Origin of the sequence: Stakelama portus (assembly GCF_003171655.1) — a bacterium.
GTDB lineage: Bacteria > Pseudomonadota > Alphaproteobacteria > Sphingomonadales > Sphingomonadaceae > Sphingomonas > Sphingomonas portus.
The window spans coordinates 128,554-150,594 of sequence record NZ_QFZL01000006.1; the positions used below are offsets into that span (position 1 = coordinate 128,554).

The following is a 22,041-nucleotide window of genomic DNA, read 5'->3' on the forward strand; positions in this document are numbered from 1 at the left end:
CGATGCGCATTGTGCGGACGTCCGCTCGGACATCGCGTCGAGCAACACCATCCGGTTCCCAAGAGCCAGGGCGGGCGCGACACCGTTGGGGTGCATCCGATCTGCCATCGCGCGATCCACGCGCAATTCACCAATGCCGAACTGGCGCGGATCGACGGCATCGCTGCGCTGCGCTCGCATCCCCGGCTTGCCGCGTTCCTCAAATGGATCGCAAACAAACCGCCCGATTTTCACGCGCCGACGCGCACGCGGCAATAAGCCTGTCCGGCCCGCCGCTCAGGAACGGAGTTCGGGCAGAATGATGCGCACGCCGTCGATGATCGTCACTTCGCGTTCGGGCGGGACGGGAGTGTCGCGGCCAAGGATGTAGAGCCGCCGCGGATCGAGCGCGCCACGTTCGAAATGCGCGGCATCGACGGCATCGCGCGCTTTCATTTGCCGCGAAATCCGCGCGGCATAGACATTGCGCATCGGCCGCCCGAATTTGACCGCGCGCCACGCGATTTCCTGATAAAGTTCCAGATCCTCCGTCACGTCCGCCGGCACGAACGCCACGTCGCGCGACGAACGGATGATGTCGTCCCAGCGCGGATCGGGCGTGCGATCATAGAGGCGATGGGTTTGGGCCATCGCACTGGTGCCGCGGATCGCCGTGAACATGCCGGCCAGATCGACCATCTGGATCGCGAACAGCGCGGTAAGCGCCAGCCCGACCCGTGCCCGCTTCATGCGATAGGCAAGCAGGATCGCCGCGAATACCAGGGTATAGGCGACGGGCCAGAACAGCCGCCCCGACGCGCGCACCATGTCGAGCATGGGCGCAAGGAAATCGGGCAACAGGAAACGCGGCAGCCTTTGTCCGGCGAAATCGGGATGGTTGCTCACCGCGACGGCCGTCAGCACGATCAATGCGGGCAACAGCCACGCCAGCCGGCGGAACACGCCGCGCTGCGCCTTGGCAGCGGGTTCGCGCACGGCAGCGAACAGCGCCAGCGGCATCAACAGCAACAGGCCAAGGCCCAGATACTGAAACCCCTCGAACCCGCGCCCTTCACGCTGCGCGATCGCGGGCAGGAAATTCGAATAGGACGAATTGCCCGGGTTCCACAGCGCGTCGAGCGGCATGGCGAAGGCACCATAGCTGCCGGTCAGATCATATCGGCCACCCGCGCCAAGCCACCATGCGAGCAGCGCAATCATCGCCAATATCGCTGCCGCCCCGGCAGCGAGACGCACCCGCGCCGCGCCGCCGCGTGCAGTGACCATCGCCGCGAGCATCGCGCTGCCCCAGATCGCAGCGACCATTACCAGCAGATAGGCATGGACCAACGTCGCCAGCGCGATCGGCGCGATCCACCAGCGATTGTCGCGCGCCCGTTTGGGATCGAGGAACAGCCACAGCGCCCAGAGGATCAGCCAATGCGCCATCAGATTGACGTGGACGAAGCGATTGAACAGCGTTGGCAGGGCAGTCATCAGCGCAGCGCCCGCCCATAGCGCCAGATCGCCCGGCGCATAGGGCGCCAGCAGCCTGCGCGCGAAATAGAGGTGGAGATACAGGCTGACGAGTACCCACCAGCCGACGAACTGCGCATCGGGCGGCAGCAGCGGCGTGAACGGCGCCGCGATCAGCGCGAGCAGCGGGTTGCTGTCGGTAAAGAGCAACGGTGTTCCGAACGGCGCGCCCAGCAAATCCGTCCGCAGCGCCAGACCCGCATCGGGATCGAGCAGCCAGGCGTGCAGCCCCAGCGCATTCTCGCCATTGTCGGTGCCCTGCAACAACCATCCGGCATTGGTGATGTCGAGCGTCGCGGGATGAAACAGCGCGAAATAAAGCCCCACCGGCAATAACAGCCAGGCGAACGGCATCAGCGCCGTGGCAAGGGCGGAGGAGCGAACCATCCTCTGCGGTTTGCACCATGTTGGTTAACAGCGCAGAAATGCCGGTTTTGCGCCGGAAATGCCGGCGGGCACAGCTTCCCTTCGCCGGGGCGATGGTGCGATCTGCAAATAATCGGCGTCTTTCCAACCCGATAGCGGCGATCATCGCCCCCGCACCACCAATGCCGCAACCGGGCTTGCTGTCGACCGGGCGTTTTCCCGAAACGAACGCCGCATGCGAAATATCGCGACTGACATCAAAGCTTCAACATCCCGAAGCGTTGCCGTCATCTTTGGGCCCTAGCGGACGCGAGCCCGGACGAACCTGGGTCGCCCCCTTTCCTGGCGGGCGCAATAACAAAGAAAACGGGGTCGCAATGTACCGAATTTTGCTGTCGCAAACGCATACGCGTTTGCTCCTTTCCTGCTGCGCGCTTGCCGTGGCTGCCGGAATCACCGCACCCGCCCTGGCACAGGATGCCAGTGTTTCGACCAATCAGGATGGATCGCGCATCGACGAGATCGTCGTTACCGCGCAGCATCGCGAACAGACCGAGCAGGACGTTCCCGCCGCGCTGACGGTGATCGGCGGCGACCAGCTGGAAAATCGCAATATCCAGACCGTATCCGACCTGGAAAACAGCGTCCCCAGCCTGGAAATCGATCAGCAGTTCGGCGGCGGCCAGCCGCAATTCCGCATGCGCGGCGTCGGCGGCACCGATTATGCGGCCAACAACACCAACACCGTCGGCGTCTATCTCGATGAAGTGCCGCTGACTTATGGCGTGATGACGCAGGACGTGATGTTCGACATCGATCGCATCGAAGTTCTGCGCGGTCCGCAGGGAACGCTCTATGGCCGCAACACCACCGGCGGTGCCGTGAATATCGTCACCGGTGCCCCGAGCCATGAATTCCATGCCGGTGTCGGCGTAAGCTATGGCAGCTTCGATGCCTTCGACCTTCAGGGCTATGTCACCGGCGGTTTGAGCGATACGCTGAGCGCGCGGCTGGCGGTGATGACTGCGCAGGGCGGCGCCTGGCAGGTCAATCGCGACACCGGCGAAGAACTGGGCGACCGCAATCAGAATGCAGCGCGCGTACGGCTGCGCTGGGATCCCAGCGCAGCGACCCGTATCGATTTCGAAGGCGATTACAGCCGGAACAAGTCAGACGGTCGCGGTCTCCAGCTGCTTCAGGATTTCACCGACGCCAGCGGCCGCTTTTACCCCGCAGACACCGATCACCGCATCACCGGCTGGGGCATTTCGTCCGAATTTGCGAGCATCATCGGCGCCAGCCCGAATGCCAAGCCGTTTCGCGACAATACCGGCTATGGCGGCTCGATCCGCCTGACCAGCGATTTCGGCTGGTCCACGCTTACCGCCATTGCCGCGCATCGCCATTTCGAACGGCGCGAATTCAATGACTGGGACAGCACCGCCTCGAACGAAGCCGGCACCTTCTTCTTCAACGATATCGATATCGACAGCGCGGAAGTCCGCCTGGCCTCACCGCAGAGCGGCGCGACCCGCTGGCTGCTCGGCACCTATTACGCCGCCGAGTCAGTCGATGGCGGCTTTTATTCCGACTTTTCGGATTATCCGTCGCTCGGCAACATCTGGAAAACCAGCTATCAGCAGCGCGTCCATACGCTGGCGGGCTTCGTCAATCTGGAACAGGATCTGACGCCGTCGCTGACGCTTTCGGGCGGTGTCCGCTTCGAGCATGAGGTTCGCAGGCTCAACAATTTCCGCAGCGAAATCCTGTGGCCCACCTATACGTTGCGGGCCAGCGCAAATCCGCGCCGGGAAATGAACGAATGGTCGGGCAAGGTCGCGCTCGACTGGCAAGTGGCACAGGACGCACATGCCTATGCCAGCATCTCCCGCGGCGTGAAGTCGGGCGGCTTCACCACCTATAACAGCGGCATTCCCCAACAGCTCGACCCCTATGACCCCGAATGGCTGATCGCCTATGAAGTCGGTGTCAAATCGGAGTTTCTGGACAATCGCCTGCGCGTGAACGCCGCCGGTTTCTATTACGACTATCACGATTATCAGCTTCAGGGCGTCATCTATACCGGCGCGAACACCCGCGTCGGACGCATCGTCAATGTGCCGCGTGCCAATATCTGGGGCGGCGAGCTGGAAATCACGGCGGTTCCGGTCGACGGCCTCCAGATCAGCCAGTCGGTCGCCTATAAGATCGGCCATTTTGACGAGTTCATGGCCCCCAGCACCGCCGTCACCGATCCGGTGACCGGCGAAACCACGATCACCTATGTCGATCGTGCCGGCGAACGCCTGCCGCTGCCGGGCCTCGACTACAAGGGCGCGATCTCATGGCGCCTGCCGGTCGCGAACTGGGCAGTGACGCCCGAAATCAACTGGAACCGCCGTGGCGACCGCTACAGCACGTCGGACCTGTCGGTGATCCCGGCCTTCTGGCTGGCCAATGCCAATCTGACGATTTCGCCGCCGGACGAGCGTTTTCAGGTCACCCTCTACGTCCGCAATCTGTTCGACGCCTATGTGCAGGAAACGCGCAACCGGTTCATTTCGGCGCGCACCGTGTCGACCAATCCCGTGCGTACCGTCGGCATTCGCCTGAACTACGTTTACTGAACCCGGGACCGGCAGCGTGGCGGGAGCATCGCTTTCGCCACGCTGCCGCTTCTTTTTCGGAGGTGAGCAATGGCTTCCCCGCTATTTTCAACCAACCGTCGTGCTGTTCTGCGAAGCGCCGGCATTGCCCCGGCGCTTTTGCTGTTCGGACGCAGCCTTGCGGCAAGCGACCCTTTCTCGCTCGGCGTGGCCAGCGGCGATCCGGCCGCCAACGGTTTTGTCATCTGGACGCGCATCGCGCCCGATCCGCTGGCCGAAGACGGTCTGGGCGGCGCAATCGAGGGACTTCCCGTGCAATGGGAGGTCGCGGCTGACCCGGCATTCCGCGCGATCGTGCGGAGCGGCGAAACCCGGACCCGGCTTGCCCTTGGCGGCGCGATCCATATCGAAGTCGACGGGCTGCAGCCTGATCGTCCCTATTGGTATCGCTTCATCGCCCAGGGCGTGAACAGCGACACCGGCCGCGCCTGGACGGCACCCGCCGCGCAGGCGACGCCGCAATCGGTGCGCTTTACCGCAGCAAGCTGTTCGCACTGGGAATATGGCTATTTCGCCGCCTATCGGCACATGGCAGCGGAAGAAGACAGCCGCTTCACGCTGTTTCTGGGCGACTATATCTATGAAAATGCCGGGCGGATGCCGGGCGATCGGCCGGGGATCATTCGCTCCTACGGCCTGCCGGAAGCGGACTCGCTGTCCAATTATCGCCGCCGCTATGCGTTGCATCGCACCGATCCGGATCTGCGCGCGCTCCATGCCGCAGCGCCGGCGATCGCGATCTGGGACGATCACGAGCTGCAGAATGACTATTCTGGCATCTGGTCGCAGGAACCGGCACTGACGCCTGCGAAATTCGCCGAACGTCGCCGCGCCGCCTATCGCGCCTTTTGCGAAAATCTGCCGATGCGGCTGTCGCGCGTGCTGCGCGGCGATGGCTATCGCATCTATCGGCGGATGCGCTGGGGCGACCTGGCGCAATTCGACATGCTCGATGGCCGCCAGTTCCGGTCGCCGCCCGCCTGCATCGAAGGCCAGGATAATTATCATGGCCATATGGCGCCGATCGACTGCGCCGATCTGACCGACCCGTCGCGCACCTTTCTGGGCTTCACCCAGGAGCGCTGGCTCTATGACGGCTGGGCGAACAGCCGCGCGCAGTGGAACCTGCTGGTGCAGAATCTGCTGGTCGCGCCGATGCTGTTCGATACCCCGGCCGGTCGCGTGATCTGGACCGATTCCTGGAACGGATTCGGCGCCGCACGCCAGCGCATGATCGACGCGATGGTCGAGACCGGGATTTCCAATCCCGTGACGCTGGCCGGCGATTATCATTCGTTCTGGACGAACAATCTCTATCGCGATTTCAACCGCGTCGACCAGCCGCCGGTCGCCGCCGAATTCGTGGTTTCCTCGATCACGTCCAGCGGACCGCCGCAGCAATTTTACGAAGCCGCAATGCCCGACAACCCGCAGATCCGCTTCTTCGATTCGCGCGAGCGCGGCTATATGCGTTTCGACCTCAATCGCGAGCGGCTTGCGGTCGACTGCATGAAGATCAGCGACCGCGCCGATCGCAACGCCGCACTGTCGATACTTCACAGCGCAACCGTCGAAAATGGCCGCCCCGGACTTGCATAGCTGCGACGGTCGATAGCGATAGCGATCGCGGTCGCCATTGCCCGGAAAACCAAAAAGGGCCGGCGGATCGCTCCGCCGGCCCTTCCTGTTTCGCGAAAGCGCGAACGGCGTGGCTTAGAAGCCCATGCCGCCCATGCCGCCCATGTCGGGCATGCCGCCGCCGGCCGAAGCCGACTTGTCTTCCGGCAGCTCGGCGACGGTCGCTTCCGTCGTGATGAGCAGACCGGCGACCGAGGCTGCGTTCTGCAGCGCGGTGCGCACGACCTTGGTCGGATCGATCACGCCGGCAGTCACGAGGTTTTCGTACGTGTCGGTCGCGGCGTTGAAGCCGAACGACGTGTCGGTCTGGTCGAGCAGCTTGCCCGAAACGACCGCACCGTCATGACCCGCATTCGCGGCGATCTGGCGAACCAGCGACGTCAGCGACTTGCGAACGATGTCGATGCCGCGGGTCTGGTCTTCATTCTCGCCCGAAGTGCCTTCCAGCGCCTTGGTAGCATAGAGAAGCGCCGTGCCGCCGCCGGGGACGATGCCTTCTTCAACGGCTGCGCGGGTTGCGTGCAGCGCGTCGTCGACGCGATCCTTGCGTTCCTTCACTTCGACTTCGGTCGCACCGCCGACCTTGATCACGGCCACACCGCCGGCGAGCTTGGCGAGACGCTCCTGGAGCTTTTCGCGGTCATAGTCGCTGGTGGTCTGTTCGATCTGCTGACGGATCTGCTCGGTGCGGGCCTTGATGGCATCCGCATCGCCAGCGCCGTCGACGATGGTGGTGTTGTCCTTGTCGATCGTCACGGTCTTCGCCGTGCCGAGCATGTTCAGCGTGACGGTCTCGAGCTTGATGCCCAGATCTTCGCTGACGACTTCGCCCTTGGTCAGGACGGCGATGTCCTCGAGCATCGCCTTGCGACGATCACCGAAGCCCGGCGCCTTGACCGCAGCAACCTTCAGGCCGCCGCGCAGCTTGTTGACGACGAGCGTTGCGAGCGCTTCGCCTTCGATGTCCTCGGCGATGATGAGGAGCGGACGGCCCGACTGGACCACCGCTTCGAGGATCGGAAGCATCGACTGAAGGTTCGACAGCTTCTTTTCATGGATAAGGATATACGGGTCGTTGAGTTCGACCTGCATCTTTTCCGGGTTGGTGATGAAATAGGGGCTGAGGTAGCCACGGTCGAACTGCATGCCTTCGACGACGTCGAGCTCGAAATCGAGACCCTTCGCCTCTTCGACGGTGATCACGCCTTCCTTGCCGACCTTTTCCATGGCTTCGGCGATCTTCTCGCCGACTTCCTTGTCGCCATTGGCCGAGATGGTGCCGACCTGGGCGACTTCGCTGGTGCCCGAAACCGGCTTCGAACGGCTCTTGATGTCCTCGACGACCTTGGTGGTGGCGAGGTCGATGCCGCGCTTGAGGTCCATCGGGTTCATGCCGGCCGCGACCGACTTCATGCCTTCGCGGACGATCGCCTGCGCCAGAACGGTCGCAGTCGTCGTGCCGTCACCGGCGACGTCGTTGGTCTTCGAGGCCACTTCGCGCACCATCTGTGCGCCCATATTCTCGAACTTGTCCTTGAGCTCGATTTCCTTGGCGACCGACACACCGTCCTTGGTGATGCGGGGCGCACCGAAGCTCTTTTCGATGACGACGTTGCGGCCCTTGGGGCCCAGCGTGACCTTGACCGCGTCGGCCAGGATGTCGACGCCCTTCATGATGCGTTCGCGTGCGTCACGCGAGAATTTCACGTCCTTGGCTGCCATGTGACTGCCCTTTCAGTTCGTGTGAATGGAGATAATTCGAAAAACGGTCAGCGAGTCACTCGACGATGCCGAGGATGTCGCTTTCCTTCATGATGAGCAGGTCTTCGCCGTTCACCTTCACTTCGGTGCCCGACCACTTGCCGAACAGGATGCGGTCGCCCGCCTTCACGTCGAGCGGAGTGACCTTGCCATCCTCGGCCTTGGCGCCGGCACCGGCGGCGACGACTTCGCCTTCCTGCGGCTTTTCCTTGGCCGAATCGGGGATGATGATCCCGCCAGCGGTCTTTTCCTCGGCTTCGACGCGGCGAACGAGCACGCGGTCGTGCAACGGACGAAAGTTCATGCGTCTGATCCCTTCAGTTCCTAATGTTGTACATTGCTTTAGCACTCATTCGAACCGAGTGCTAACAGGCGCCATATGTGATGCCGCCCCGATCGCGTCAACGGGCGGCGGCAGAGAATTTTTTCGCAGCGACCTTCGCCAGAGCTGGAAAGCGCGACACCGTTCCGCAACCCCCGCCCCCCCGGGGAAAGATGCACCGTCACGACAAAGCGCGTGCCCATGCCTCTCGCCATGGGACGAACGCGTATTAGGTCGCCAGTACAGGCGCTTTACGCCCGCACGGCGGTGCGATAGGCACGACGCCGCAATCCGCGGGATAGGGAAGTAGCCGGTGAAGCTGATCAAGGGCGCCTGGAAGATATTGGTCGGGATCAAGGACGCACTTGTCCTGGTCTTCATGCTTCTGTTCTTCTCCATATTGTTCATGGCGCTGTCGGCGCGTCCCAACGCCGCCGCGACGCATGACGGCGCGCTGGTAATCGCGCTCGACGGCACGCTGGTCGAGCAACCCGAACAAGCCGATCCGCTGAGCAGTCTGAGCGGTCGCGAAGTGCTTCAGCAAACGCGCGTCCGCGATGTCGTGCGCGCACTCGACACCGCGATCGACGATGATCGAGTCAAGGCCGTGGTGCTCGATCTCGACCGGTTCGTCGGCGGCTATCCGGTCGCGGTCCAGTCAGTCGCGGACGCAGTCGGCCGGGTTCGCGCGGGCGGCAAGAAAGTGCTCGCTTATGCCACCGGCTATACCGATGATTCCTATCTGATCGCGGCCAATGCCAGTGAAGTATGGGTCAATCCGATGGGTGGCGCATTGCTCGCCGGCCCCGGCGGCTCGCGCCTCTACTATAAGGGGCTGATCGACAAGCTGGGCATCAACGCCCATGTCTATCGCGTCGGCACGTACAAGTCCGCAGTCGAGCCCTATACGCGCGCCGACATGTCGCCCGAAGCGCGCCAGGCGAACGAGGCACTGTACGGCGCCATCCTGTCGCAATGGCGCGAAGCGGTGGTCAAGGCACGGCCGCAAGCCAAGATCGACCTGTTTCTCAACACCCCCGCCGAAGTGATCACGGCGGCCAAGGGCGATATCGCGCAGGCCAATCTCGCCCATGGGCTGGTCGACAAGGTCGGCGACCGCATCGCGTTCGGCAAGCGGGTTGCCGAACTGGTCGGTGCAGCCGATGGCCGCGCGGGCAATTTCAACATGATCCATATGCGCGACTGGATCGCCGCGCATCCCGAACCCAGCCGCGGCAACGCGATCGGCGTCATCACCATCGCGGGCGAAATCGTCGATGGCGAAGCCGGGCCGGGCACTGCCGGCGGCGATACGATCTCGCGCCTGCTGCTCAAGGGGCTGGCCGATCATGACTTCAAGGCGCTGGTCGTGCGCGTGGATTCGCCCGGCGGATCGGCGCTGGCATCCGAACAGATCCGGCAGGCGATCCTGCAGGCAAAGGCGCAGGGCATTCCCGTCGTCACGTCGATGGGGTCGCTCGCCGCGAGCGGCGGCTATTGGGTCTCGACCGCAGGCGATGTGATCTTTGCCGAGCCCAATACGATCACCGGATCGATCGGCATTTTCGGCATCATCCCGACCTTCGAAAACACGCTCAAGAAACTGGGCGTCACCACCGATGGCGTCGCGACCACGCCGCTGACCGGCCAGCCCGATGTGATGGGCGGCACCAACCCGGCTGCCGATCAGGTGATCCAGGCGGCAATCGAAAATGGCTATCGCCAGTTTATCACGCTGGTCGCCACGTCGCGCCGCATGTCGCCGCAACGAGTCGACAGCCTGGGCCAGGGGCGCGTGTGGATCGGCGGCATCGCGCGCCAAAATGGTCTGGTCGATCGCTTCGGCGGCCTTGACGACGCCATCGCGGAGGCCGCGCGCCGCGCCGGTGTGGATGCCGACAGCGTCTATCCGGTGTTCCTGCATGACGAGCCCAATGGCTGGGTGCAGTTCTTCGAATCGCTTGGCGAGGAAGAGCCCGACAACGACTGGGTGAGCAGCCCCGCCGGAGCGGATCTCGCGACGCGCATCGCCACGCGTCAGCGCGCGCTGGTCGAACAGGCGGTGTTCGATGCGCAGCGCATGACCGGGGGCGCAGCCATTCAGGCCCGCTGCATGGAATGCGTCGCTGCCGGACCGGGGCTGGTGCAGGTGCAACCGCATGGGCGAAGCCTGATCGAACTGTTCTTCGCCCGCCTGCTGGGATGACGCGAATCCGGGCGGCGGAGGCGCGCGACGCAGAGGCGGTCGCCGCCATCTATGCGCCGCACGTCGCCGATGGCTTCGTTTCTTTTGAGACCGAAGTCCCCGACGCCGAAGCGATGCGGCGGCGGATGGCGGCCAGCGACGGCTATTATCCGTGGATCATACTCGAAAGCGATGCGGCGGCAGTGCTCGGCTATGCCTATGCAGCGCGCTTTCGCGAACGCGCCGCCTATGGCCATGTCGTCGAAACCACCATCTATATGGCGCCGCAGATGCAGCGAAGCGGGCTGGGTCAGCGCCTCTATAGCGCGCTGCTGGCGACGCTGACGGCACAGGGCTTTACGCAGGCAATGGGCGTGATCGCGCTGCCCAACCCGGCATCGGTCGGGCTGCACGAGGCACTCGGCTTCGTGAAAGCGGGCCTGTTTCCCAGGGCCGGTTACAAGTTCGGCCAATGGGTCGATGTCGGATATTGGCAACGCCCGCTGCACGCCTCCACCGTCCCGGCGCCGACGGTGCGCAGCTTTCGCGAAACCGGCGTCCGCCTCGACTAGCGCTCAGCGCTTGCCGCGATAGGAGGGCAGCGCCAGCCGCCACTGAATCGCAGCCGCGCGCAATGCGAATCCCCCTGCCGCCGCGATCAGACCCGCCGCGAACGGCAGCAACGGCGTGAACGACAGCATAACATAAAGTGATGAGGATAGCGCTGCAGCTGTAACATAAAGTTCGGGCCGCATCAGGATCGACGGCTCACCCGCCATCATGTCGCGGATGATGCCGCCCGCACAGGCAGTCACCACGCCCATCACCATCGCCGGCACCGGCGGAATGCCATAGCCAAGCGACTTGGCCGCGCCGAACACCGCATAGGCGGCGAGCCCCATCGCATCGAGCCAGTCGAAGCCCTTGCCATGCCACCAGCGTTCCGGCGTGAACCAGATGACGAGCGCCGCACCAAGGCAGATCGCCGCGACGCTGCGGTCATGCACCCAAAAGACCGGTGCATCGATCAGCAAGTCGCGGATCGTACCCCCGCCAACCCCGGTCACCAGCGCAAAAAACGCCGCGGTGACGAAGGTCTGCCCGCGCCGCGCCGCCGCCAACGCGCCGGTCGCCGCGAAAACGGCGATACCGAACAAGTCGAGCCAGGGCAGGATCGGACCGATATAGCCGGGAACGGGAACATCCATGGGCTCCCCATAGAATTCCATGCGCCCGCGTCAAATCGGGGGGTGGCGAACCATGGGTCGAGGGTCCATGTAGGCGCGCATGTCTCGCACCGAACCCCGCTTCATCGCCCTCGCCGTCGCGCTGGCGGCGCTCGCCGGTTTCGTCGACGCGCTGGCCTATACCAGCTTCGGCGGCTTCTTCGCTTCGTTCATGAGCGGCAATACGACACGTCTGGGCGTCGAGCTTGGCAGCGGCATGGTCGGTAACGGCGTGATGGCGCTGGCATTGATCATGTGTTTCATCGCCGGCGTCATTCTGGCCACGGTGGTCGGCCGGGCATGGGAGAAATGGCGACAGCCGGCAATATTGGCGCTGGTCACCGCGCTGCTGATCGCTGCGGCGGGGCTGGCGATGGTGTATCCCGGCGCGCAGGTGCTGTTGCTGCTGGCCGCGGCGATGGGCGCCGAAAACGGCATGTTCGAGCGCGACGGCGAAGTGACGATCGGCGTCACCTATATGACCGGGTCGATCGTCCGCATCGGGCAGAAGCTCGCGCATGCGCTGATGGGTGACAAGGATCGCCTGGCCTGGGGACCGTGGCTGTTCCTGTGGCTGGGTTTCATCGGCGGCGTGTGGCTCGGCGCCAAGGCGCAGGCGAATCTGCACTGGCACGCATTGTGGCTGGCGGTGGTCGCCGCGGCGGTGCTGACCGGGATTGCCGCGCTGATCGGAAGGGCCGGACAGGCCAAGGTGCGGCAGGTCGTCGAGCCTCCGCAATAGCGCTCAGGCGCGGCCCAGCAGGTCTGTGCCCTGCACCAGTACGAATATGGCCCATATCGCGCTCATCGACGCGATCCATGTCCAGTTGCGCGGCACAGCGGCGCCCAGGCGTTGACGGCTGCGCGCGACGCTGGCGAGCGCGAGCCACATCGGCACTGCGGCAAGCCCGATCGCGAGAAATCCCTGCAACGCCGCCAATATCGGCGAAGCCTGAAATCCAAGCCCTGCCAGCGCCAGCGCCAGCGCGCCCGCGACATGGCCGATCGCCACGCGCCGCGCCAGATATCCGGGAGCATCGTCGCGCGCGGCGATACGCCGAAATCCGCGCACCATCAGGGGCTGAAACACGCCATAGAGAATGATCCCGGCGATCAGCGAAGCGACCCGCCAGATATCCGGCGCGCCCAGCATATCGGCGATGGCCGCATGATCGCCATGCCCGGCGATCGGCGCATAGACGAACCCGGCGGCGAACCAGCACAGGCTGAACGCTGCCAGCATCGCGCAGAAATAGCGCCCCGCCGCCGACATCAGCCGTCGCTGGATCGCCAGTGCCAGCAGGCCGGTGGCAAGGCAGATCAGCGGCCCGGCCAGCAGCGTGGCGACGCCGCCGCCATCGCATCCGAAAAAGGTGGTGGTCAGCAAGGTGATCCGCCCGCCTTCGATCAGGCAGGTGGCGCCATGGCCGACGCTTTCATGCGCGAACGCCGCGACGCAGGCCGCGCCGGCGGCTACCGCGCCGAGCGTCAGCGCGTCGTCGCGCATTCGCCCCGAACCGTCATCGTGCGGGCCCGGATGATACCCGCCGCGCTACCAGCCATAGCCGTGCCGCAACACCGCTGCGTCCTTTGCCGGCATCCGGTCGAGCAGGACGCGGATGGTATAGGCCCCGTGCAACACGTCATCCTGCCAGTAGGACCAGTCGTCGATCCAGCGATCCTCGACCACGACCTTCTGTCCGCGCACAAAGCCGGGATGGATCGGATCATTGGCGAGCACCGCCTCGGTCTGCGTGCCGACGTGCCGTACAACCTCAGCCCAGATGAATTCGACATCGCCGTCGGCACCACCGCGACTTAGGTCGAACTTGATCTTGAACGCGCTCTCGCCAGAGCGGGGCAAGGCAAGGAGCGCGAAGAAATCGTCCAGTTCTGAAACTGCCCGCTTTTCCGCAGCCGCCATCATCGGATCGTCGGCGGCAACATAATACGCCGATTTTTGCGCCTGTACGGGGAAAACCGCGACCAACGCCACGAACAGTGCCCCGGCCAGCAATCCCGTTCGGCGTGCGCGCATGCCGCTCCCCTCCCCCGAAGGCGTCCCGTCAGATGTGGATCGGCTTTCCGGTCACCGCCATCGCCGCTTCCTTGATCGCTTCGGAATGGGTGGGATGCGCATGGCAGGTATAGGCGATATCCTCGCTGGTCGCGCCGAACTCCATTGCCTGTGCCGCCTGGGCGATCATCGTGCCTGCCACCGAAGCGATGCACCACACGCCGAGCACGCGATCGGTCTTGGCATCGGCAATCACCTTCACGAAGCCGTCGGGCTCGTGATTGGTCTTGGCACGGCTGTTGGCGAGCATCGGGAATTTGCCGACCTTCACTTCGCCCCGTTCCTTCGCCGCTTCCTCGGTCAGTCCGACCCCGGCGATCTCGGGCCAGGTATAGACGACCGACGGGATGACATCATGGTTCACGATGCCGGTCTGGCCCGCGATATTCTCGGCAACCGCAATGCCTTCGTCCTCGGCCTTGTGCGCTAGCATCGGGCCGGGAATGACGTCGCCGATCGCCCAGACGCCATCGACCTTGGTACGGAACTGATGGTCGGTTTCGATCTGGCCGCGCTGGTTGGTTTCCAGCCCGATCTTGTCGAGCCCCAGGCCGTCGGTATTCGGCTTGCGCCCGATCGACACGAGCACGACATCCGCTTCCAGCGTTTCCGCTTCGCCGCCCTTGGCGGGTTCGATGGCGACCGTCGCCTTGCCCTTCTTCACCTCGACACCGGTCACCTTGGTGGCGGTTTTGAGAATCATGCCCTGTTTCTTGAAGATCTTGGCCGATTCCTTGCGGACATCGCCGTCGAAGCCGGGAAGGATCTGATCGAGATATTCGACCACCGTCACTTCGGCGCCCAGGCGGCGCCACACGCTGCCTAGTTCCAGGCCGATCACGCCACCGCCGATGACGACCATCTTGCCCGGCACCTTATCCAGCTCGAGCGCGCCGGTGGAATCGACCACCACCTTCTGGTCGATCTCGACACCCGGAAGCGGCGTCACCGACGAACCGGTGGCAATGACGATATTCTCCGCGCTGTGGCTGTCGTCGCCGACCTTGACCGTGTGGGCGTCCTCGAACGTCGCATGGCCCTTGAGCCAGGTCACCTTGTTCTTCTTGAACAGGAATTCGATGCCGCCGGTCAGTCCCTTGACCGCATCGACGCGCTGGCCCTGCATCGTATCGAGGTCGAGTTCGGGCTTCACCTTGATGCCCATCTTGGCCATCGCGCCATTGGCCGCCGCATCGAAATATTCGGACGCATGGAGCAGCGCCTTGGAAGGAATGCAGCCGACATTGAGACAGGTGCCGCCCAGCGTCGCGCGGCTTTCGACGCACGCGGTCTTGAGCCCCAGCTGTGCCGCGCGGATCGCCGCGACATAGCCGCCGGGGCCGGCGCCGATCACCAGGACGTCATAGTCATATTCTGCCATCTCACGCTCCGTTTGCCCTGAGCTTGTCGAAGGGCCGTACTTCTTTGCCACCGTTCGGGAAGAGCAGGGTTTCGACAGGCTCAGCCCGAACGGATGTGGGAAATGTCTCCCGGATTTACAGGTCGATCAGCAGCCGCGTCGGATCCTCGATCGCGTTCTTGACCGCGACGAGGAACGTGACCGCTTCGCGACCGTCGATCAGGCGATGGTCATAGCTCAATGCCATATACATCATCGGACGGATCACGATTTCGCCGTTCACGACGACCGGACGGTCCTCGATGCGGTGCAGGCCGAGCACGGCCGACTGCGGCGGATTGATGATCGGCGTCGACATCAGCGAACCGAACACGCCGCCATTGGAAATGGTGAAGGTGCCGCCCTTCATTTCTTCCATCTTGAGGTCGCCGGTCTTGGCGCGCTTGCCGAAGTCGCCGATCGTCCGCTCGATTTCGGCAACGCTCATCGCATCGGCCGAGCGGATGACGGGAACGACCAGACCCTGCGGCGCGGAAACCGCAACCGAGATATCGGCATAATCGTGATAGACGATTTCCTCGCCGTCGATCCGCGCATTGACCGCCGGAATATCCTTCAGCGCCATGCACACGGCCTTGGCGAAGAAGCCCATAAAGCCGAGGCGAACGCCATGCTTCTTTTCGAACAGGTCCTTGTACTTGGCCCGCGCTTCCATGACGGCGGTCATGTCGACATCGTTGAAGGTGGTCAGCAGCGCGGCGGTATCCTGCGCTTCCTTGAGGCGCTTGGCGATCGTCTGACGCAGGCGCGTCATCCGCACGCGTTCTTCGTTCCGACCGCCGGCCGGTGCCGAAGCCGCAGGTGCCGGCGCAGCCGCCGGAGCGGGTGTCGGGGCAGGCGCAGCGCCCTTGTTCGCGGCAGCAGCCTCGACATCTTCCTTGGTGATCCGACCGTCCTTGCCGGTGCCCTGAATCGTCGAGGGATCGACGCCATGTTCGAGCACCGCGCGACGCACCGACGGAGAGAGCGCGGCGGCAACATCGCCGCTGCTCGCCGGCGCCTGCTGCGCAGCTTCGGCGGGAGCGGGCGCAGGTGCCGGAGCAGCCTTGGCGCCGCCGCCGCTGCCTTCCTCGACCGAGGCGATCACGGCGCCGACTTCGACGGTATCGCCGGCCTGCACCTTGTGCGCGCCCATCACGCCGGCGACCGGCGCGGGAACTTCGACCGAAACCTTGTCGGTTTCCAGGCTTGCGATCGGCTCATCGGCGGCGACCGGATCGCCCGGCTGCTTCAGCCATTCGCCGAGCGTCGCTTCGGTGATCGATTCGCCCAAGGTGGGCACGGTGACGTCGGTTGCCATTGAATCAGCTTTCCTTGGTTCGGCGGATTTCTTCGCGGACATTGTGGCCGAGCGCATGCGCGATCAGCGCTGCCTGTTCGGCCTGATGACGCTTCATCAGACCCGTGGCAGGCGAGGCGGAGGCATGGCGGCCCGCATATTGGGCGCGCCGGGGCTTCACGCCGGCCTTGGCCAGCGCTTCCTCGATCAGCGGCTCGACGAAGAACCAGGCTCCGCCATTTTTCGGTTCTTCCTGTGCCCAGACCACGTCTTCGAGATTGGTCATCCGCGCGAGGCGCACGGCCAGCGGATCGCCCGGGAAGGGATAGAGTTGCTCGATGCGGACGATCTGGGTGTTCTTGTCCCCCGCCGCGTTGCGCGCCTCGATCAGGTCATAGGCGACCTTGCCGGTGCACAGAACCAGCCGCTTCGTATCCTTGTCGGCCGCCGGATTGGTGTCCGACAGGATGCGCATGAAATGGCTGTCGCCCTGGAAATCCCGCGCGGTGGAAACCGCCAGCTTGTGCCGCAACAGCGATTTGGGCGTCATCAACACCAGCGGCTTGCGGAAATTCCGATGCATCTGGCGGCGGAGCAGGTGGAAATAATTGGCCGGCGTGGTGCAGTTGGCGACCTGCATATTATCCTGCGCGCACAATTGCAGGAAGCGTTCGGGGCGCGCGGAGCTATGCTCGGGGCCCATGCCTTCATATCCGTGCGGCAACAGCATCACCAGGCCGTTGGCGCGCAGCCACTTGGCTTCGCCGGCGGCGATATACTGATCGATCATGATCTGCGCACCGTTGACGAAATCGCCGAACTGCGCCTCCCACAGCACCAGTGCCTTGGGGTCGGCCAGTGCATAGCCATATTCGAAACCGAGCACGCCATATTCGCTCAGCGGGCTGTCGAGCACTTCGAACCGGCCATGCGGAATTTCGTTGAGCGGCACATATTTATGCTCGTCGGTCTGATCGACCCACACCGCATGCCGCTGGCTGAACGTGCCGCGGCCCGAATCCTGGCCCGACAGGCGCACGCCATAGCCTTCCGACAGCAGCGCTCCGAAAGCGAGTGCCTCGCCGGTCGCCCAGTCGAAATTCTCGCCCGTTTCGAACATCGCCCGCTTGGCGTCGATGACGCGGCCCAGCGTCTTGTGGATCGTAAGGCCTTCGGGAATGTCGGTCAGCGTGCGGCCCAGCGAATCGAACAGCTTCTTGTCGATGCCGGTTTCGATGTTGCGGCGCGCATTTTCCGGATCCACCGGCGCGCCCAGGCCGCTCCAGCGCCCGCCGAACCAGTCCGCCTTGTTGGGCAGATAGGCTTTGCCTGCCTCGAATTCACCTTCGAGCAGCTCGGTGAAGTTCTTCGTGGTGGCATCGATGAAATTGCCGTCGATCACGCCTTCTTCCTGAAGACGCTTGCCATAGATACGGCTGACCGGCGGATGCTGTTTGATCGCCGCATACATCAGCGGCTGGGTAAAGCTCGGTTCGTCGCCTTCATTATGGCCGAAGCGGCGATAGCACCACATGTCGATGACGATGTCGCGCTTGAACCGCTGGCGGAATTCGATCGCCATCTTGCAGGCAAAGGTCACTGCTTCGGGATCATCGCCGTTCACATGGAAGATCGGCGCCTGCACGCCCTTTGCCACGTCCGACGGATAGGGCGAGGAGCGCGCGAATTGCGGGCTGGTGGTAAAGCCGATCTGGTTGTTGATGACGAAATGGATGCAGCCGCCGGTATTATATCCGCGGATGCCGGAAAAGCCGAGCGTCTCCCACACGATACCCTGCCCGGCGAACGCGGCGTCGCCGTGCAGCAGCACCGGCAGCGCTTCCTCATGCGCCTCCAGGTCGTTGCGCATCGTCTGAAGCGCGCGCACCTTGCCCAGCACGACCGGATCGACTGCTTCCAGATGCGAGGGATTGGCGACCAGCGACATATGGACGCTGATCCCGTCAAATTCGCGATCGGTGCTGGTGCCCAGGTGATATTTGACGTCGCCCGAACCGCCGACATCGTCGGGGTTCGCCGAACCGCCGGCAAATTCATGGAAGATCACGCGATAGGGCTTGCCCATCACATTGGCGAGCATGTTCAGGCGACCGCGATGCGCCATGCCGTACACGATTTCGCGCACGCCATATTGGCCGCCATATTTGATGATCGCTTCCATCGCCGGGATCATCGCTTCGCCGCCATCAAGGCCGAAACGCTTGGTGCCGACATATTTGCGGCCGAGGAACTTCTCCCATTCCTCGGCTTCGATCACCTTGTTCAGAATGGCTTTCTTGCCGTTCTCGGTGAATTCGATCGCCTTGTCGCGCCCTTCCATCCGCTCCTGGAGGAAGCGGCGCTCCTCGACATCGGCGATGTGCATATATTCCAGGCCGACATTGCCGCAGTAATTGGCGCGCAGGATGTTGACGAGTTCGCGGATCGTCGCGGTTTCGAGGCCCAGCGCACCGCCCAGATAGACTGGACGGTCAATGTCGCTGTCGGGAAAGCCGTGATATTCGGTCTTCAGATCCTCGGGCATTTCCGAATGGTGCAGGCCCAGCGGGTCGAGATTCGCCGCCAGATGCCCGCGCACGCGATAGGTGCGGATCAGCATCATCGCGCGGATCGAATCGCCGGCGGCCTGTTTCACCGCATCGACGGACGGCGCCGCGGCGGGCTCTGCCGCAGGCTTGCCACCCTTGGCGGGCTTGGCCGCAGGTTCCATCTGCGTCGGATCGAGCGCGGCGGTCAGCGCATCGGTATCGCTGAGCGGCCAGTTCTTGCGCTTCCAGCTCGGTCCCGAAACAGTGGTTTCCAGCCCGTCGAACCATTCGCGCCAGCCCGGTTCGACCGACGCGGGGTCGGCCTTGAACTTGGCGTAGAGCGTTTCGACAAAGGCGGGGCTCACCCCACCGGCGATATCTGCGAAATCCAGGCCTTCGTAGCCCATTGTCACTCTTCCCTGCCTCCTTCTCCCAAATCGGGAGAAGTTGCGGAACGCCGGTTCCGGCGCATCCGGAAACGGCAACAGCCGGTGTCAGCATGGGCAGGCACGGGACGGCGCACGCCGCCCCCCGGCCCATCTGATCGCGGCAACGAACGGATGGTTTAATGCCCGTTCGTTAAAGTCCCTCCCCCGGAGCAAACCCGGGAGAAGGGGATTTGGTTCAGCCCTTCAGGACTTCGACCAGCGTCTCGCCGAGCAGCGAGGGCGAAGGGGAAACGCGGATGCCCGCTTCCTCCATCGCCGCGATCTTGTCCTCGGCGCCGCCCTGACCGCCCGACACGATCGCGCCGGCATGGCCCATGCGACGGCCCGGAGGCGCCGTGCGACCCGCGATGAAGCCGACCATCGGCTTTTTGCGGCCCTTTTTGGCTTCGTCCTTCAGGAACTGCGCGGCTTCTTCTTCGGCGCTGCCGCCGATTTCGCCGATCATGATGATCGACTTGGTTTCGTCGTCGGCGAGGAATTTCTCGAGCACGTCGATGAAATTGGTGCCGTTGACCGGATCGCCGCCGATGCCGACGGCCGTGGTCTGGCCCAGGCCCGCATTGGTCGTCTGGAACACCGCTTCATAGGTGAGCGTGCCCGAGCGCGACACGACGCCGACCGATCCCTTGGAGAAGATGTTGCCCGGCATGATGCCGATCTTGCACTCGCCCGGCGTCAGCACGCCCGGGCAGTTCGGACCGATCAGGCGCGACTTCGAACCCGACAGCGCGCGCTTCACCTTGACCATGTCGAGCACCGGAATGCCTTCGGTGATGCACACGATCAGCGGGATTTCCGCGTCGATCGCTTCAAGGATCGAGTCCGCGGCAAAGGGCGGCGGCACATAGATGACCGACGCGTCGGCGCCGGTCTTGTCCTTGGCTTCGGCGACCGTGTCATAGACCGGCAGACCCAGGCAGGTCTCGCCGCCCTTCCCCGGAGTCACACCCGCCACCATCTGCGTGCCGTAATCGAGCGCCGCCTGGGTGTGGAACTGACCGGTCGCGCCGGTCATGCCCTGGGTGATGACCTTGGTATTCTTGTCGACGAGAATGCTCATCCGCCAGCCATTCCTTTCAGTCGTCACCCCGGCGTAGGCCGGGGTCCAGTTTTACATCAGCGTCGGAAAGAGATCGTGCCAATCGGGGTTCATTTCCTCGATCTCGCGCAATTTCCAAGCCCGCCGCCACTCCTTCATCTGCCTCTCTCGCCGGATCGCAGAATCGATACGATCATAGACCTCGAACCAGACCAAATATTTGCAGCCATAGCGTTTGGTGAAGCCATCAAGCGCACCTTCGCGGTGCTGCCATGCCCGTTTCACCAGATCGCCCGTCACTCCGATGTACAGCGTCCCGTTGCGTCCGCTGGCCATGATGTAGACGTAGCCGCTTCTCCACTTTCCCGTCCCTTCCCGGCACTACGCCCAGTTCTAATGTCGAACTGGACCCCGGCCTACGCCGGGGTGACGGTTGAACACGGATTGTTTCTACTTCAGGCTTTCGTCGATGCCCTTGCATGCGACCAGCAGTTCCTTGACCGCGTCGACCGACTTGTCGAAATTGGCCTTGGCCTCTTCCTTCAGTTCGATTTCGACGATCCGCTCGACGCCGTTCGCACCGATGATGATCGGCACGCCGACATAGAGGTCGTCGACGCCGTACTGGCCGGTCAGATGCGCGGCGCAGGGCAGCAGGCGCTTCTTGTCCTTCAGATAGCTTTCGGCCATCGCGATCGCCGAGGTTGCGGGCGCATAAAAGGCCGAGCCGGTCTTGAGCAGGCCGACGATTTCGCCGCCGCCCGAACGGGTGCGCTGCACGATCGCGTCGATCCGCTCCTGAGTCGACCAGCCCATCTTGATAAGGTCGGGGATCGGAATGCCCGCGACCGTCGAATATTCGACGACCGGAACCATCGTGTCGCCGTGGCCGCCAAGCACGAACGCCGTGACGTCTTCGACCGACACGTCGAATTCCTGTGCCAGGAACGTGCGGAAGCGCGCCGAATCGAGCACGCCCGCCATGCCGACGACCTTCTGGTGCGGCAGGCCCGAAAATTCGCGCAGCGCCCAAACCATCGCGTCGAGCGGGTTGGTGATGCAGATGACGAACGCATCGGGCGCATGGGCGGCAATGCCTTCGCCGACCGACTTCATCACCTTGAGGTTGATGCCGAGCAGGTCGTCGCGGCTCATGCCGGGCTTGCGCGGCACGCCGGCAGTGACGATCACTACATCGGCGCCGGCGATATCGGCATAGTCATTGGCGCCCTTCAGATCGGCGTCAAAACCTTCGACCGGGCCGGACTGGGAAAGGTCGAGCGCCTTGCCCTGCGGCATGCCTTCGGCAATGTCGAACAGGACGATATCGCCCAATTCCTTCATCGCGGCGAGGTGCGCGAGCGTGCCGCCAATCATACCGGAACCGATCAGCGCGATCTTCTTGCGGGCCATGGGATCTCCTAATCCGCTGCTGCCCCGCCATTGCGGGGCCGAAAATTCCCTTACGCGCGCGCCGGAAAATCCTCCCGCGCACGGAAGCGACGGCGGCTTAGGCCCTTTATAGAGCCGCCGCAACCCGCGATCCACC

General features: G+C 63.7%; 18 protein-coding genes. 6 read left to right on the forward strand and 12 right to left on the reverse strand.

Going from position 1 to position 22,041, the window contains the following annotated elements; all coding sequences use genetic code 11:
- Positions 1-9 precede the first annotated feature (9 nt).
- Positions 10-258, forward strand: coding sequence for an HNH endonuclease (locus tag DKB74_RS15830; RefSeq protein WP_109809214.1), 249 nt, complete (start codon positions 10-12; stop codon positions 256-258).
- An 18-nt stretch (positions 259-276) separates the two neighbouring features.
- Here DKB74_RS15830 and DKB74_RS15835 read toward each other — a convergent pair whose 3' ends face one another.
- Positions 277-1,902 (reverse strand): DUF6311 domain-containing protein, encoded by a 1,626-nt coding sequence (locus DKB74_RS15835; protein ID WP_109809153.1) that lies wholly within the window; start codon positions 1,900-1,902, stop codon positions 277-279.
- A gap of 419 nt (positions 1,903-2,321) precedes the next feature.
- Here DKB74_RS15835 and DKB74_RS15840 point away from each other — a divergent pair, with 419 nt between their 5' ends.
- Both DKB74_RS15840 and DKB74_RS15845 read left to right on the forward strand, forming a co-directional pair.
- Positions 2,322-4,508, forward strand: a complete 2,187-nt coding sequence (locus DKB74_RS15840; protein WP_239987557.1) for a TonB-dependent receptor — start codon at positions 2,322-2,324, stop codon at positions 4,506-4,508.
- A 69-nt stretch (positions 4,509-4,577) separates the two neighbouring features.
- The gene (locus DKB74_RS15845) at positions 4,578-6,146 is read left to right on the forward strand and encodes an alkaline phosphatase D family protein (RefSeq protein WP_109809155.1); all 1,569 of its coding nucleotides are present in this window, start codon (positions 4,578-4,580) and stop codon (positions 6,144-6,146) included.
- 114 nt (positions 6,147-6,260) lie between these two features.
- Here the strand turns inward: DKB74_RS15845 and groL are convergent, their stop codons facing one another.
- Positions 6,261-7,907, reverse strand: coding sequence for a chaperonin GroEL (gene groL, locus DKB74_RS15850; RefSeq protein WP_109809156.1), 1,647 nt, complete (start codon positions 7,905-7,907; stop codon positions 6,261-6,263).
- 55 nt (positions 7,908-7,962) lie between these two features.
- Positions 7,963-8,250, reverse strand: coding sequence for a co-chaperone GroES (gene groES / locus DKB74_RS15855; RefSeq protein WP_109809157.1), 288 nt, complete (start codon positions 8,248-8,250; stop codon positions 7,963-7,965).
- Positions 8,251-8,581: 331 nt separating this feature from the next.
- On the opposite strand from groES, the gene sppA reads away from it, so the two are divergent.
- Together sppA and DKB74_RS15865 are read left to right on the forward strand one after the other, a co-directional pair.
- Positions 8,582-10,474 (forward strand): signal peptide peptidase SppA, encoded by a 1,893-nt coding sequence (gene sppA / locus DKB74_RS15860; protein WP_109809158.1) that lies wholly within the window; start codon positions 8,582-8,584, stop codon positions 10,472-10,474.
- Positions 10,471-11,025: a GNAT family N-acetyltransferase gene (locus DKB74_RS15865; RefSeq protein ID WP_109809159.1), complete on the forward strand. Its 555-nt coding sequence runs from the start codon at positions 10,471-10,473 to the stop codon at positions 11,023-11,025. Before sppA ends, DKB74_RS15865 begins: the two co-directional genes overlap by 4 nt.
- A 3-nt stretch (positions 11,026-11,028) precedes the next feature.
- Here DKB74_RS15865 and DKB74_RS15870 read toward each other — a convergent pair whose 3' ends face one another.
- Complete coding sequence (locus DKB74_RS15870; protein ID WP_109809215.1) at positions 11,029-11,661, reverse strand: trimeric intracellular cation channel family protein; 633 nt, start codon at positions 11,659-11,661, stop codon at positions 11,029-11,031.
- 79 nt (positions 11,662-11,740) lie between these two features.
- Here DKB74_RS15870 and DKB74_RS15875 point away from each other — a divergent pair, with 79 nt between their 5' ends.
- Entirely contained in the window at positions 11,741-12,421 is a 681-nt protein-coding gene (locus DKB74_RS15875) for a YoaK family protein (protein WP_109809160.1), read from the forward strand.
- Between the two features lie 3 nt (positions 12,422-12,424).
- On the opposite strand, the gene DKB74_RS15880 is transcribed toward DKB74_RS15875, so the two are convergent.
- The 8 genes from DKB74_RS15880 to mdh form a co-directional block, all read right to left on the reverse strand.
- Positions 12,425-13,186: a hypothetical protein gene (locus tag DKB74_RS15880; protein WP_109809161.1), complete on the reverse strand. Its 762-nt coding sequence runs from the start codon at positions 13,184-13,186 to the stop codon at positions 12,425-12,427.
- Positions 13,187-13,231: 45 nt separating this feature from the next.
- Positions 13,232-13,717 (reverse strand): DUF2314 domain-containing protein, encoded by a 486-nt coding sequence (locus DKB74_RS15885; protein ID WP_109809162.1) that lies wholly within the window; start codon positions 13,715-13,717, stop codon positions 13,232-13,234.
- 28 nt (positions 13,718-13,745) lie between these two features.
- On the reverse strand, positions 13,746-15,137 hold the full coding sequence (gene lpdA, locus DKB74_RS15890; protein WP_109809163.1) for a dihydrolipoyl dehydrogenase: 1,392 nt from the start codon (positions 15,135-15,137) through the stop codon (positions 13,746-13,748).
- A 115-nt stretch (positions 15,138-15,252) separates the two neighbouring features.
- Positions 15,253-16,476, reverse strand: coding sequence for a 2-oxoglutarate dehydrogenase complex dihydrolipoyllysine-residue succinyltransferase (odhB, locus tag DKB74_RS15895; protein WP_109809164.1), 1,224 nt, complete (start codon positions 16,474-16,476; stop codon positions 15,253-15,255).
- A gap of 4 nt (positions 16,477-16,480) precedes the next feature.
- Positions 16,481-19,411, reverse strand: a complete 2,931-nt coding sequence (locus DKB74_RS15900; protein ID WP_109809165.1) for a 2-oxoglutarate dehydrogenase E1 component — start codon at positions 19,409-19,411, stop codon at positions 16,481-16,483.
- A gap of 217 nt (positions 19,412-19,628) precedes the next feature.
- The gene (sucD, locus tag DKB74_RS15905; protein WP_109809166.1) at positions 19,629-20,513 is read right to left on the reverse strand and encodes a succinate--CoA ligase subunit alpha; all 885 of its coding nucleotides are present in this window, start codon (positions 20,511-20,513) and stop codon (positions 19,629-19,631) included.
- A 51-nt stretch (positions 20,514-20,564) separates the two neighbouring features.
- Complete coding sequence (locus DKB74_RS15910) at positions 20,565-20,831, reverse strand: GIY-YIG nuclease family protein (RefSeq protein WP_275658174.1); 267 nt, start codon at positions 20,829-20,831, stop codon at positions 20,565-20,567.
- Between the two features lie 111 nt (positions 20,832-20,942).
- Entirely contained in the window at positions 20,943-21,905 is a 963-nt protein-coding gene (mdh, locus tag DKB74_RS15915) for a malate dehydrogenase (RefSeq protein ID WP_109809168.1), read from the reverse strand.
- Positions 21,906-22,041 lie beyond the last annotated feature (136 nt).

Bases quoted from the DNA above. Each gene is read 5' to 3' on its own strand.
- groL (WP_109809156.1), bottom strand. From the start codon at position 7,907: ATGGCAGCCAAGGACGTGAAATTCTCGCGTGACGCACGCGAACGCATC.
- DKB74_RS15870 (WP_109809215.1), bottom strand. From the start codon at position 11,661: ATGGATGTTCCCGTTCCCGGCTATATCGGTCCGATCCTGCCCTGGCTC.
- lpdA (WP_109809163.1), bottom strand. From the start codon at position 15,137: ATGGCAGAATATGACTATGACGTCCTGGTGATCGGCGCCGGCCCCGGC.
- DKB74_RS15885 (WP_109809162.1), bottom strand. From the start codon at position 13,717: ATGCGCGCACGCCGAACGGGATTGCTGGCCGGGGCACTGTTCGTGGCG.
- DKB74_RS15900 (WP_109809165.1), bottom strand. From the start codon at position 19,411: ATGGGCTACGAAGGCCTGGATTTCGCAGATATCGCCGGTGGGGTGAGC.
- sucD (WP_109809166.1), bottom strand. From the start codon at position 20,513: ATGAGCATTCTCGTCGACAAGAATACCAAGGTCATCACCCAGGGCATG.
- odhB (WP_109809164.1), bottom strand. From the start codon at position 16,476: ATGGCAACCGACGTCACCGTGCCCACCTTGGGCGAATCGATCACCGAA.
- DKB74_RS15875 (WP_109809160.1), top strand. From the start codon at position 11,741: ATGTCTCGCACCGAACCCCGCTTCATCGCCCTCGCCGTCGCGCTGGCG.
- DKB74_RS15845 (WP_109809155.1), top strand. From the start codon at position 4,578: ATGGCTTCCCCGCTATTTTCAACCAACCGTCGTGCTGTTCTGCGAAGC.
- DKB74_RS15880 (WP_109809161.1), bottom strand. From the start codon at position 13,186: ATGCGCGACGACGCGCTGACGCTCGGCGCGGTAGCCGCCGGCGCGGCC.
- mdh (WP_109809168.1), bottom strand. From the start codon at position 21,905: ATGGCCCGCAAGAAGATCGCGCTGATCGGTTCCGGTATGATTGGCGGC.
- DKB74_RS15865 (WP_109809159.1), top strand. From the start codon at position 10,471: ATGACGCGAATCCGGGCGGCGGAGGCGCGCGACGCAGAGGCGGTCGCC.
- groES (WP_109809157.1), bottom strand. From the start codon at position 8,250: ATGAACTTTCGTCCGTTGCACGACCGCGTGCTCGTTCGCCGCGTCGAA.
- DKB74_RS15835 (WP_109809153.1), bottom strand. From the start codon at position 1,902: ATGGTTCGCTCCTCCGCCCTTGCCACGGCGCTGATGCCGTTCGCCTGG.